Consider the following 13,774-nt stretch of genomic DNA (forward strand, 5'->3'; position numbering starts at 1 on the left):
ACGAGGTGAATAAAATGAATGTAGAAAAAATGACATTAAGAGTACAACAAGCTTTAAATGAGGCAAATGGTATAGCAATGAGAAATAAAAGTCCTCAAATTGATACAATTCATCTTTTAGGGGCATTATTAGAACAAAATGATGGTTTAATTCCAAATATTTTCACTAAAATGGGAATTGGTGTTAAAGCACTTCAAGATACAGTTAATAGAGAAATTCAAAACGGACCAAAAGTTAGTGGAGAAACTAGCGTTTATATAAGTAATAAATTAAATGAAGTATTAATAAAATCAGAAGATATTTCTAAAAAATTTGAAGATTCATATATAAGTGTTGAACATTTGATGCTTGCTATTATGGAAGTTGATAAAACAGGTCAAGTAGGAAATATTTTAAGAAATGCAGGAATTACTGAAAATAGATTTATGGAGGTATTAAAAGAAGTTCGCGGAAGTCAAAAAGTAGATACTCAAGATCCTGAAGGAACTTATGATGCTTTAGGAAAGTATGGTACAAACTTAAATGAATTAGTTAAAAATCATAAATTAGATCCTGTTATAGGAAGAGATGAAGAAATAAGAAGAGCTATAAGAATTCTTTCAAGAAGAACAAAAAATAACCCAGTATTAATAGGTGAACCTGGTGTAGGTAAAACTGCATTGGTAGAAGGATTAGCTCAAAGAATAGTTAATGGAGATGTTCCAGAAGGATTAAAAGACAAAACTATATTCTCACTTGATATGGGTTCGTTAATTGCAGGAGCTAAATATAGAGGAGAATTTGAAGAAAGATTAAAAGCGGTATTAAAAGAAGTACAAAGCAGTGAAGGTAAGTTAATTCTTTTCATTGATGAAATTCATACTATAGTGGGAGCTGGTAAAACAGAAGGAGCTATGGATGCAGGTAACTTAATTAAGCCATTACTTGCAAGAGGTGAATTACATTGTATTGGTGCAACTACTTTTGATGAATATAGACAATATATTGAAAAAGATAAAGCATTAGAAAGAAGATTCCAACCTGTTATTGTTGATGAACCATCGGTAGATGATGCAATATCAATATTAAGAGGATTAAAAGAAAGATTTGAAATCCATCATGGTATTAGAATTCATGACCAAGCAATTGTAGCAGCTGTTAAATTATCAGATAGATATATTCAAGATAGATATTTACCAGATAAAGCTATTGATTTAATTGATGAAGCTGGTGCTATGATAAGATCAGAAATAGATTCATTACCAACAGAACTTGATATGGTAAGAAGAAGAGTGTTCCAATTAGAAGCTGAAAGAGAAGCCTTAAGTAAAGAGGAAGATGAAAATTCTAAGAAAAGATTAGTTTCAATTGAGAAACAATTAGCAGAGCATAAAGAGAAAAATGATGAATTAACTGCTAAATATGAAAAAGAAAAAGCAGCAATCATTGAAGTAAGAAACTTAAAAGAAAAAATTGATGATGCAAAAGGTCAGTTAGAAGAATATAAAAGAGCTTATGACTATAATAAAGTTGCTGAAATTCAATATAGCTTAATTCCAAAATTAGAAGATGAAATGAAAGAGAAAGAAGAAAAACTTGCTGAAAATTCAGAAGGTTCATTATTAAAAGAAGAAGTTACTGAAGAAGAAATTTCAGAAGTTTTATCAAGATGGACTGGAATTCCAACTTCAAAACTTTTAGAAGGTGAAAGAGAGAAATTATTAAAATTAGATCAAGAGCTAGAAGAAAGAGTTATAGGACAAGAGGAAGCAGTTAGATCAGTATCAAGTGCTATACTTAGAGCGAGAGCAGGACTTAAAGATGAGAATAAACCAATTGGTTCATTTATCTTCTTAGGACCAACAGGAGTAGGTAAAACAGAACTTGCTAAAACTTTAGCTAGAACATTATTTGACACAGAAGAAAATATGATTAGAATTGATATGTCTGAGTACATGGAGAAACATGCTGTATCAAGACTTGTAGGACCACCTCCAGGATATGTAGGATATGAAGAAGGAGGACAATTAACAGAAGCTGTTAGAAGAAATCCTTATTCAGTAGTATTATTTGATGAAATAGAGAAAGCACATCCAGATGTATTTAATATGTTCCTTCAAATCTTAGATGATGGAAGACTTACAGACAATAAAGGTAAAACTGTAGACTTTAAAAATACTATAATTATCATGACTTCAAATATTGGCTCAGCACATCTTTTAGAAAATGAAACTAAAGATGGTGTAAGTGAAGATATTAGAACTAGAGTTATGGATGAAATGAAAATGAGATTTAAACCAGAATTCTTAAACAGAGTTGATGATATTATAATGTTTAAACCACTAAATGAAGAAGGAATTGAAAGAATCATTGATATCTTCATTAAAGAAGTAAGTAATAGATTAGTAGAAAGAAATATTAAATTAGAAATAACTGAAGAAGCTAAAAAAGTTTTAGCAAGAGAAGGTTATGATCCAGTTTATGGAGCTAGACCATTAAAAAGATATATCCAAAATACAATTGAAAATATTTTAGCTAAGAAAATCATAAAAGGTGAAATTGGCTTTGGTATGACAGCAGTTGTAGATATGAAAGATGATGAAATAGTAATAAGCGGAAAAAGTGAATAATTTAAAGCATGGTGAAATTTAAAAAGTTTCACCATGCTTTTATTTTTATGAATAAAAATAAATAAAAAGCTTTTATCTAAATAAAAAAAATGATACAATCTTAAATGTAAATATTTTCCAAATGAATTTAAGGAGTTGATATCAAAGAATGAATAAAAGAGGGTGATAAAAGATTTTATTTATTAAAAAGTTTGGGCAATTTATTTTGACGCTTTTTCTTTTATCTGTAATTGTTTTTTATATGGCAAGACTTGCACCAGGAGATCCATTAAGGTCTTATTATGGTGAGACAGTAGAAAGAATGAGTGAGTACGAAAGAGAAAATGCAAAGGAGAATCTAGGGTTAAACGATCCGATTCATGTTCAATATGTAAAATGGCTTGGAAATGCTATGGAAGGCAATTTTGGGATGTCTTTTAAGTATAAGCAAAATGCAATGGATGTTATTTCGGGAGTTTGGGGTAATACACTTATTTTAGGTACATTAGCTTATGTACTCACATTTTTATTAGCAATTTTCTTAGGAGTTTTTTCAGCATTACATGAGGATAAATTTATAGATAAGGCTATTTGTTTTATAGGAAATATAACTAATAGCATACCATCTTTTTGGGTATCTTTAATTTTAATTCTTTTTTTAGGGGTTAATTTAAAAGTTTTACCTACAAGTGGTGCTTATGATATAGGAATGGAAGGGGATTTAATGAATAGAATATCTCATTTGATTTTACCTGTAACTGTTCTTATAATAAGTCACTTATGGTACTACACTTACATTATAAGAAATAAGGTTTTAGAGGAAATTCGTGAAGATTATGTTTTGTTATGCAAGGCAAAGGGAGTTAGAAAAAATATAATTCTTTATAAACATTGTATAAGAAATGTAATGCCAGCTATAGTTAGCATTATGGCAATTTCTGTACCTCATATTATAGGTGGAACTTATGTTGTTGAAAAAGTGTTTTCATATCCTGGAATTGGAAGTCTTTCATTAGAAAGTGCACAATATCATGATTATAATATGCTTTTAATTCTTTGTATAATAACTGGTGCATTAGTTATTATAGCAAATATGGTAGGTCAATTTATTAGTTTTAAATTAGATCCGAGAATGAAGCATAAGAAGGATTGTAGATTATGCAGTTTAATATAAATGACTTCACAAGGGCATCTGATGTATCAAGAAAAGGGCAAAAAATTAAAATAAGTAAAAAGAAAAGAAGTATTAAAGGTTTTCCTATTATATCACTTGGAATATTAGGGGTAATATTCTTAGGATGTATATTTGCAGATCTAATATCTTTTGAAGATCCATTTTATATTTATTTAGATAGCGTAAATGTAGCACCAAATAGTAAATTTTTATTTGGAACAGATACTATGGGGAGAGATATTTTTTCAAGTATATGGAATGGTGGAAGAATATCACTTTATATAGGAGTGTTAGCTACAGCTATATCAAGCTTTATAGGAATTTTATATGGAAGTTTAAGTGGTATAGCAAATGAATATTTAGATGATTTTATGATGAGATTTTCAGAAATACTGTTAAGTATTCCAGGGATTTTAATAATTATGTTTATTCAAGGGATACTTGGAAAAAATAATGCTACATCCATAGCAATAGTTATTGGGACAACTAGTTGGATGAGTATAGCTAAAATGGTTAGAACAGAGGTAAGAAGAATAAGAGAGAGTGAATATATTGTTTGTGCAAGAGTTATGGGGGGAGGCTTCTTTTATATTTTAAGAAGACATCTATTACCTAATTTTATACCTGCAATTATGTATATGATAGTTACTAGTGTAGGAACAGCAATCGGGACTGAGTCTACATTAAGTTTTCTAGGAATAGGATTATCAGCAGATATTTTATCTTGGGGAACTATGCTTTCTTTAGCAGATGGTGCACTTCTTACAAATTCATGGTGGATTATAGTTATACCAGGATTATTTTTAGTAGTAACTTTGTTATCAATCACAAATTTGGGAAATTACATTAGAAAAATAAATAATAAAAAGGGAAATAACCTATAAGGGGGATTTAGGGAATGAAAAGTAAAAAAATTATAGCATTAGTAATGAGTGTTGGTATTATGGCCGGAATTATGGTAGGTTGTGGTGCTGATAAAAAAGAAGAAGGAACAGCAAAAGTAGAGGTTACAAATACTCTTGTTTATGCAAGTAGTGACTATACGAATATCAATCCAGTGTTATATGAACATGGTGAGATAAATACATTAATATTTGATGGGCTAACTGATAGAGATAAGGATAATAAAGTAATTCCAGGTCTTGCAGAAAGCTGGACATGGAATGAAAAAACTTTAACTTATAAGTTTAAATTAAGAGAAAATATTAAATGGCATGATGGTGAAAAATTTACAGCAGATGATGTAAAGTTTACTTATGATGTTATACAAGACCCAAAAAATAATTCAGAAATACTTTCAAATTATGAGGAAATAAAAGAAGTTAAGGTTATAGATGAATACAATGTAGAGTTTGTATTAAGTGAACCAAATGTAGCAATTTTAGATTATTTAACTGTAGGTATTATACCTGAGCACATATTAAAAGGTCAAAATGTTGCAGAGCATGAGTATAATAAAAAACCAATAGGAACAGGACCATATAAATTAGAAAAATGGGACACAGGACAAAGTATTACTTTAGTAGAAAATAAAGAATACTATAAAGTAGATCCTAATATAGAAAAAGTAGTATTTAAAATAGTACCAGATTCAAAAGCAAAGGTTATGCAACTTCAGTCAGGAGAGGTAGATTTAGCTCAAGTAACACCTAAAGATATTGAAGTGTTTAAAGGAAAAGATGAATTTAGCGTAAAAGAAATAGTAACAGCAGATTATAGAGGTATTCTGTATAACTTTAATGGAGGGTTCTTTAAAGATAATAAAGAATTACCACAAGCATTAAGTTATGGAGTTGATAGACAAGGAATTCTTGACAGTGTTCTTTTAGGAAAAGGAGAAGTTGCATATTCACCAATTCAAAGAGGACCATATAATAATGAAAAAATGGATAAACTTGAATATAATCCAGAAAAGGCTAAGGAAGAAATAGAAAAGCTTGGATGGAAATTAGGTTCAGATAAAATCTATGAAAAAGATGGAAAGAAATTAGAATTTGAAATAGTTTGTGGACAAGGTGATCAAGTTAGAATAGATATGGCAAATATTGCAGCACAAAACTTTAAAGAAATTGGAGTAAGTGCAAAGGTGCAAATAAATGCTGAAATAGATTGGAAAAACCAAGACACATATTTAATTGGATGGGGTAGTCCGTTTGATCCAGATGATCACACGTATAAAGTATTTGGAACAGATAAAAACTCAAACTTTAGTGGATATTCTAATAAAGAAGTAGATAAACTTTTAAAAGAAGCAAGAAGTATTGAAGATCCAGGAAAGAGAAAAGAATTATATGATAAATTCCAAGTAGAAATGGCTAAAGATGTTCCATACACATTTATGGCATATATAGATGCAGTTTTTGTAGCAGATAAAAATATTGAAGGAATTTCAGAAACTACACCACTTGGGCATCATGGAGCAGGACTTTTATGGAATGTTGAGGAATGGAAGATTAATTAAACAGAGGTGTTTTAATGTTAGATGTTAAAAATCTTGTTGTCAATATTGAGGGGCAGAATGGAATTGTTCAAGCTGTTCGGGATGTTAGTTTTTCTTTGAAGAGGAATGAGCTTCTTGCTATTGTTGGTGAGTCTGGATGTGGAAAATCGATTCTTTGTAGAAGTATTATGAATATATTGCCAAAGGGTGCTATTATTAAGTCTGGTGAAATTAGTTTAGAAGATAGAAAGATAAATGATTTGAGTGAAGGGGCGGCAGAGAAGTTTAGGGGAAAGGATGTATCTATGATATTTCAAAATCCTATGACTTCTTTAAATCCAACTATAAGTGTTGGAAATCAAATTGTCGAAGGGTTACTTATTCATACAAAAAAGAGTAAGGAAGAGGCTAAAGAAGAAGCTATAAATTTAATGAATCTTGTTGGAATTGATAGAGCGAGGGAAAGATTTAATCAATATCCGCATGAGTTGTCTGGTGGAATGAGACAAAGAATTGTTATAGCAATAGCTGTAAGTTGTAAGCCTAAAGTCGTTATAGCTGATGAGCCTACAACAGCCTTAGATGTAACTATTCAAAAGCAAATATTAGATCTTTTAGTGCATATAAAAAAGGAACATGATTCTTCAGTTGTTTTAGTAAGTCATGATTTAGGTGTAGTTTCAAATGTAGCAGATAGAGTAATAATAATGTATGCAGGAAAAATATTAGAAATAGGTCGTGTGGAAGAGATTTTTAAGAATCCAACTCATCCATATACTAAAGGGCTTTTAAAATCACTACCAAGTTTTAATGAGGATAGTGAGTATTTAGAGACTATAGGAGGAACACCACCAAATCTTTTAAATCCACCAATAGGTGATCCATTTGCAGAGAGAAATAAGAATGCACTTGAAATAGATTTTTTCAAAGAACCACCAATGGTAAAGCTTTCAGAAACTCATATAGTTTATTCATGGGAAGCTTTTTATAATCAAAATAAAGAAAAAATAAGCTTTTTAGAAGGAGCAGCTTTATGATGAAAAAGGTATTAAAGGTTAGAAATGTAAAAAGATATTTTAAGCTTGGGGAAAAAGAATGGATAAAAGCTGTAGATAATGTAAGCTTTGATGTATATGAAGGAGAAATTTTAAGTATTGTTGGAGAGTCAGGTTCAGGAAAAAGTACACTTGGAAAGGCTATTATAGGAATTAACAGAGATGGAAGTGGAGAAATAGAGTATTTAGATAAAATAATTGGAAAGAAGAAATGTAGTAGAGAAGAGAAAAAACTTATACGTGATACTATGCAAATTATATTTCAAGATACAACCTCTTCATTAAATTCAAGAATGAAAATAAAAGATATAATAGGTGAACCTTTAAAAATACAAGGTAAGAAAAGTAAAAAAGAAATAGAAGATAAGATAAGAGAAGTGATTTATAAAGTTGGATTAGATGAGACTTATTTAGAGTCTTATCCATATGAGTATTCAGGAGGACAAAGACAAAGAATAGCAATTGCAAGAGCACTTACTATGAATCCAAAGTTTATAATTGCAGATGAACCTATTGCATCACTTGATGTATCAATGCAAGCACAAATAGTTAATCTTTTTAAAAGACTTAAGAAAGAAGAAAATTTAACGTGTCTCTTTATAGCTCATGACCTTTCAATGGTTAAATATATAAGTGATAGAATTGGTGTTATGAATAAAGGAAAGCTAGTTGAGATTGGAAGTGTTCAAGAAGTTTATAATAATCCTAAAAATGAGTATACAAAACTTTTAATAGAATCAGTACCTAAAATAAGAGAATTTTAATTTGATATAAAGCTAAAACACTTACTTAAAAATTTTAGAGTAAGTGTTTTTATTATTATGAGAAGATTTAGAGTATAATAAACCTTAAGATAATAAAAGATTAGGAGGCGATGAAATTGAAGAAAACGATAGGTGTGTTTGCTCATGTTGATGGTGGTAAAACTACCTTTTCAGAAAGTTTATTATATAACAATAAAGTAATTAGAGAGAAGGGAAGAGTAGATCATAAGGATACTTTTTTAGATAGTCATAATATAGAGAAGGAACGTGGAATAACAATATTTTCAGATGTTGCTATTTTAAATTATGAAGAAGATAAATACTTTTTAATAGATACTCCAGGACATGTAGATTTTTCACCAGAGATGGAGAGAGCGTTAAGTGTATTAGATTATGGAATACTTATAATAAGTGCAGCTGAAGGGGTTCAAGGTCATACTGAAACCATATGGAACTTACTTAGAAAGTATGATGTTCCAACATTTATATTTATAAATAAAATTGATAGAATTGGTGCGAATATATCTGAGGTTTTAGAAGAAATAAAAATTAAATTAAGTAAGGATATAATTTTTACAGATTCAAACTTTGAAAGCTTAGATGAAGAGAAAATAGAAATAATTGCAGAGAAAAATGAAGCGCTTTTAGAGAAATATTTAGAAGGTGAATATTCTAAAGAACTTTGGACAAGAAAACTAAAAGAACTGATAAAAGGTGAAGAAGTATTTCCTGTATTTAAGGGTTCAGCACTATTAGATATTGGAATAGTAGAATTTTTTGAAAGCTTTCATAAATTAACTTATGTAGAAAATACTAAGGAAGATAAATTTAAGGGAAGAGTATTTAAAATAAGATATGATGAAAAAGGAAAGAGAATAACTTTTATAAAAGGTCTTAGTGGAAAAATAAAAACGAAAGAAGAAATTGAGTTTATAGTAAATGGAGAAAATAGAAAAGAAAAAATAAATGAAATTAGAGAATATAATGGAACTAAATATAAACTTGTAGATAAGATTGAAGATGGAGATATTGTTGGAATAGTAGGAATAAATGAACTTAAAGCAGGAGATTCTATTGGATTTGACGAAAGGTTAAAGCTAAATACAACACCTGCTCTTATGGTTAAAGTTATTTATGATAAGAAAATAAGCAAGAGTGAGATTCTTAAAATATTTAAAATACTAGAAAGTGAAGATAGTAGTTTAAATGTAGTATGGAAAGAAGATATAGAAGAATTATCTATAAATATAATGGGAAAGGTTCAACTTGAAGTGTTAGAAGAAATATTAAATGAAAGGTTTAATATTAAAGTTACCTTTGGACAACCACAAATAATGTATAAGGAAACCATAAAAGGTGCATCTATTGGGTATGGACATTTTGAGCCTTTAGGACACTATAGTGAAGTTCATTTAAAGCTTGAAGAAGGAGAAAGAGGAAGTGGAATAGTTTTCTTTAATAAATGTCATGCAGATTATTTAACTACAGGAAATCAAAATCTTATAAAAACACATATTTTTGAAAGAGAACATAAGGGAATACTAACGGGAAGCCCTATAACTGATATGAAAATAACTCTTTTAACAGGAAGAGCTCATAATAAACATACGTCTGGTGGTGACTTTAGAGAAGCTACAAAACGAGCTTTAAGACAAGGTCTTGAAGAGGCTAACAATAAACTTTTAGAGCCATACTATAAGTTTTCAATATCAGCAAATGTAGAACATTTAGGAAGAATTATGGCAGATATACAAAAGATGTATGGAGAATTTAATACACCAGAACATTTAAATGAAGAGATTATAAGGATTAAGGGAAGAGGACCTGTTAAAACATTTATGGATTACCCATTAGAGTTTATAAGTTTTACTCATGGAAAAGGTAGTCTTAATATGGTTTTTGAAAGCTATGATTATTGTCATAATGAAGAGGAAGTAATCGAGGAGATTGGATATAATAAAAATGCAGATATAGAATATACAAGTACATCTATATTTTGTTCAAAAGGACAATCCTATTTAGTAGAGGGAAAAGATGCAAAAGAACATATGCATTGCTTAAATTAAATGTGTCTAAATTGTAAAAAAAATAGTATTAGCCATAAGTATGGCAAAAATATTCCTTAAGAAAATAATAAATATAATTTTAGATGTTGTTTCAATTATTGCATCAGGTTTTATATTTATGTTTGTGGTTACTTTATATACAACAATAACTAAAGTTCCAGCACAAACAAAAACATTAGGTATAGGATTATATTTAACAATAGTAGTATGTTTAGGATTTTTAATAAATTTTTTTTATGGAATATATGGAGGTATAAAAAATAAATACTAATTTAAGCTACCAAAAGTTTGGTAGCTTTTTTAGTTTATGAATATTAGTATGGCAATAATTATAGTATATAAGAGAGGAGAAATAAGGGGGAGAAAATACACTATGGATAGGGAAGAGAGGATTTATAATGAGGCATTAATATATGCAGGTAAATACTATGATGAACTATATGATATTTATATAAGTACTGATTATATAGAAACTTTAAAAAAAGATTTAGAAAAGTGGAAAGAAAGGCATTTAAAAAAGACTGCTTTAAGTGAAAAAATTATAAAAAAAGTTGATGTAAATAAGTTAAAAGGGAATAAATATTTAGAGTATTTAGACAGAAAAAATATTTTAGATAGTTATCTAGATAGAAGTATATCTTATATTTATATGAGAGATTTAGGAAAAAATATATATGAGGAAGAGGTGGTAAAGAAAATAAAAGAAACTACTGAAAAAATAAAAATAAATATAAGAAGTAAAAAAGAAGAGGAACTAGGACTAGATAAATTTTATGAAAAAGCTAGAAAGAATGGCGTAGAAGATACAATAATATGGACTATGAATAAAATAAAAAAAATACACAAGAAGATTCCAAAGGAAATGAATAAAGATGAAGCTATCAGAAAAATATTGAAAATAATTATGGGGGTAATTATTTATAGAGACCAAAGTGAAGATGAGGAAAATAGAGAGGAGTTAGAAAAATGTATTAGACTTGGATATGCATATGGAATAACATATCCATTTATAGATGATTTATTTGATGCAAAAATTTTAGAAAAAGAAGAGGAAGAAAAATATTCTAATTTAATAAAGAATGCCCTTATACAAGGAGATGTAGAGGAGAATATAGAATGGACTGGAAAAAATAAAGAGTTTATTACCTTTGTAACTAAAGAACTTATAGAAAGTTTCAATTATATACGTGATAATATAGATGAAAAAAGAAAGAGGAATTTTTTAGATCTTTCATATATATTCTTTATAGCCCAAGAAGAGGATAGAAAAAAGTCTTTAAATCTTGTATATGAAGAGGAAGAGGTATTTAAATCGATTATTTTAAAATCATCAGTATCAAGACTTATAGTACCAGCTGTTTTAGATAAAGAAGAAGGATTTTCTTTTGAAAATAATATGTTTTACTATGGTATTTATAATCAACTAGCAGATGACTTTACTGATATAGAGGAAGATTTTAAAAATAATAGATTTACACCATATACTTATTATTTAAAAAATAAAAAGAGTATAAATCCATTTAAATTTTATTGGTGTGTAATTTATTATCTAGTTTATAAGGTTTATAAAAATGATGAGAAAACAAAAGATATAATTTTTTCAAGAGCAATAAATAGTTTGAAAAGATTAAAATTACGAGTTAATGAGAATAAATATAATGCAATAATGGGAAAAATAAAATTTGAGGATAAGGAATTATTTGAATTAATAAAAGCACTGGAGGATAGGGTTGAGAATATTGAGTTTTATGATAAATTTTTAAGAGATAATATAATAGAAAGGCTGGAAAAAAATAAAAGTAGGAAAGAAGGTTTTAAAGAAAAAATTAAGGAGTTACAAAAAGAAATAAATGGTGTATTAAGAATAAAAGGAGAAGAAAGCAAAATAGTAGAGAGTATTAATTATAGTTTGGAAGGAGAAGGAAAAAGATTAAGACCAATCATTGCATGGATAGTTGGGATGGAAGGATATAATTTAAAGAAAGAAAGTTTAATACCACTTATAAAATCCTTAGAATATATGCATACAGCATCATTAATATTAGATGATTTACCATCACAAGATAATGCAGATAAAAGACGTGGAAGAAAAACGGTTCATAAAAGGTATGGTATAGAAATAGCTGAACTTGGAAGTGTATTCTTAACATTACAAGGTCTGTTAGAACAAGTAAATTTATTTGATTTTAAGGAGAAAAAAATTTTAGAAATTATAAGATATTCAATTGAAGCAATAAAGATTATGTGTATAGGTCAAGAGTTAGATTTAAATTCAAGAGATAAAAAAATAGATATAGAGGAACTTGAAAAAATCTGTTTTTATAAAACTGGAATTGCATTTGAAGCAGCTATATTAATGCCGGCTATATTAGGAGGGGCTAAACAGGAAGAAAAGGAAAATTTAAAAGAGTTCGCTAAATATGCAGGAATAGCATTTCAAATAAAAGATGATATGTTAGATTTTGCTGGAGATTCTTCAGTTTTAGGAAAAGAAGTAAAGATAGATGAAAAAAATAATACATCCACTTTTGTGACTATATTAGGATATGAAGAAGCAGAAAAAGAGCTATACTCTTACTATCTACTAGCTATAAAGTTGTTAAAAAAAATAAATAGAAATACAAAATTTTTAAAAGAGCTTATGAATTATATAATAAACAGAGAAAAATAATTTGAAAATTAAAAAAACTTTACTATTAAAAAAAATAGGATATAATAATGTAGCAGAAAAACTTATTTACATATAGGTGAAATATTATTAATATTATAATATAATAATATTTTACTTATAATACAAAAGAGTATATGATAACAATATAAGGTGAGTAAAACTTAGGAGGAAATAATAATGGAACTAAAGAAAAAATTAAATAAGTTAGAAAATTATCCAATAGGAATATGTGGAACGGTTCTTGCATTTATGACAATAAGTAATGCATGGAAAGGTTTTGGAATAGATTTTTTAAAGCCAATATCGGTAATTGTAGCAATAGGAGCACTTGTATTTATGTTAATAAGAGCAATAATGTTCCCTAAAAAAATTGTTGAAGAAATTAAAAATCCTGTTTTAGGAAGTTTTTATCCAACAATTGATATGGCATTGTTTTTAATAGCTTCAGCAATAATCGGTTTTTTACCAACACTTGCAAGAGGAATATGGCTTTTCGCAGTAGTATTTCATTTTATTATATTTATAGCTTTCTTTACAGTAAGATTAATAGAGCATAAATTTAAAGATATGGTGCCAAGTTGGTTTGTTGTATGGATTGGAATGGTAGTTGGAACAGTAGCAAGTCCAGGGATGGGATTTCCAGGAATAGCAAAATTTCTTTGTTATTTTGGAATATTCTTTTATGTAGTAACATGGCCAATTATGGTTTATAGAATGTACTGGCACAAAGAGAGAGTTGAAGATCATAAAATGCCAACAGTGGGTATTATGGCAGCACCAGCTAGTCTTTGTATTGCGGGATACCTAACAATAACACATACACCAAATATGATATTATTAGCTTTCTTAGCAGTTACATCGTTATTTAATTTGGGACTAGTATATACTTACATAATTGGATTTATTAAAAAAGGTTTTGCACCAACATATGCAGCACTTACATTCCCATTAGCAATTAGTGTTGTTGCAAGTTTAAAAATGAGTAAATTATTTATGAATAACTATATTTTAAGCAA

General features: G+C 28.4%; 10 protein-coding genes. All 10 read left to right on the top strand.

All coding sequences use genetic code 11. From position 1 onward, the window contains the following. Window positions 1-14: 14 nt before the first annotated feature. A complete protein-coding gene (clpB, locus tag ACRDDY_RS07525; RefSeq protein ID WP_438564333.1) occupies window positions 15-2,609 on the top strand; it encodes an ATP-dependent chaperone ClpB in 2,595 nt (864 codons plus the stop codon). 181 nt (window positions 2,610-2,790) lie between these two features. Beyond that, window positions 2,791-3,762 carry an ABC transporter permease gene (locus tag ACRDDY_RS07530; RefSeq protein ID WP_438564342.1) on the top strand — a complete coding sequence of 324 codons (972 nt, stop codon included), beginning with the start codon at window positions 2,791-2,793 and terminating at the stop codon, window positions 3,760-3,762. Beyond that, window positions 3,747-4,646, top strand: coding sequence for an ABC transporter permease (locus tag ACRDDY_RS07535; protein WP_438564334.1), 900 nt, complete (start codon window positions 3,747-3,749; stop codon window positions 4,644-4,646). Before ACRDDY_RS07530 ends, ACRDDY_RS07535 begins: the two co-directional genes overlap by 16 nt. A 14-nt stretch (window positions 4,647-4,660) precedes the next feature. Beyond that, on the top strand, window positions 4,661-6,223 hold the full coding sequence (locus ACRDDY_RS07540) for an ABC transporter substrate-binding protein (protein ID WP_438564335.1): 1,563 nt from the start codon (window positions 4,661-4,663) through the stop codon (window positions 6,221-6,223). A 14-nt stretch (window positions 6,224-6,237) separates the two neighbouring features. Beyond that, window positions 6,238-7,239, top strand: coding sequence for an ABC transporter ATP-binding protein (locus ACRDDY_RS07545; RefSeq protein ID WP_438564336.1), 1,002 nt, complete (start codon window positions 6,238-6,240; stop codon window positions 7,237-7,239). Next, window positions 7,236-8,021 carry an ABC transporter ATP-binding protein gene (locus ACRDDY_RS07550; protein WP_438564337.1) on the top strand — a complete coding sequence of 262 codons (786 nt, stop codon included), beginning with the start codon at window positions 7,236-7,238 and terminating at the stop codon, window positions 8,019-8,021. Before ACRDDY_RS07545 ends, ACRDDY_RS07550 begins: the two co-directional genes overlap by 4 nt. A gap of 116 nt (window positions 8,022-8,137) precedes the next feature. Further along, entirely contained in the window at window positions 8,138-10,087 is a 1,950-nt protein-coding gene (locus ACRDDY_RS07555; protein WP_438564338.1) for a GTP-binding protein, read from the top strand. A 40-nt stretch (window positions 10,088-10,127) separates the two neighbouring features. Next, entirely contained in the window at window positions 10,128-10,358 is a 231-nt protein-coding gene (locus ACRDDY_RS07560) for a hypothetical protein (protein ID WP_438564339.1), read from the top strand. 102 nt (window positions 10,359-10,460) lie between these two features. After that, complete coding sequence (locus ACRDDY_RS07565) at window positions 10,461-12,758, top strand: polyprenyl synthetase family protein (protein ID WP_438564340.1); 2,298 nt, start codon at window positions 10,461-10,463, stop codon at window positions 12,756-12,758. 177 nt (window positions 12,759-12,935) lie between these two features. After that, on the top strand, window positions 12,936-13,774 hold an 839-nt coding region (locus ACRDDY_RS07570), incomplete at its 3' end, for a TDT family transporter (protein WP_438564341.1).

It is taken from the genome of Clostridium sp., assembly GCF_051656525.1.
Taxonomy (GTDB): Bacteria; Bacillota; Clostridia; order Clostridiales; family Clostridiaceae; genus Clostridium.

Bases quoted from the DNA above. Each gene is read 5' to 3' on its own strand.
- ACRDDY_RS07545 (WP_438564336.1), top strand. From the start codon at position 6,238: ATGTTAGATGTTAAAAATCTTGTTGTCAATATTGAGGGGCAGAATGGA.
- ACRDDY_RS07535 (WP_438564334.1), top strand. From the start codon at position 3,747: ATGCAGTTTAATATAAATGACTTCACAAGGGCATCTGATGTATCAAGA.
- clpB (WP_438564333.1), top strand. From the start codon at position 15: ATGAATGTAGAAAAAATGACATTAAGAGTACAACAAGCTTTAAATGAG.
- ACRDDY_RS07560 (WP_438564339.1), top strand. From the start codon at position 10,128: ATGGCAAAAATATTCCTTAAGAAAATAATAAATATAATTTTAGATGTT.
- ACRDDY_RS07540 (WP_438564335.1), top strand. From the start codon at position 4,661: ATGAAAAGTAAAAAAATTATAGCATTAGTAATGAGTGTTGGTATTATG.
- ACRDDY_RS07550 (WP_438564337.1), top strand. From the start codon at position 7,236: ATGATGAAAAAGGTATTAAAGGTTAGAAATGTAAAAAGATATTTTAAG.
- ACRDDY_RS07565 (WP_438564340.1), top strand. From the start codon at position 10,461: ATGGATAGGGAAGAGAGGATTTATAATGAGGCATTAATATATGCAGGT.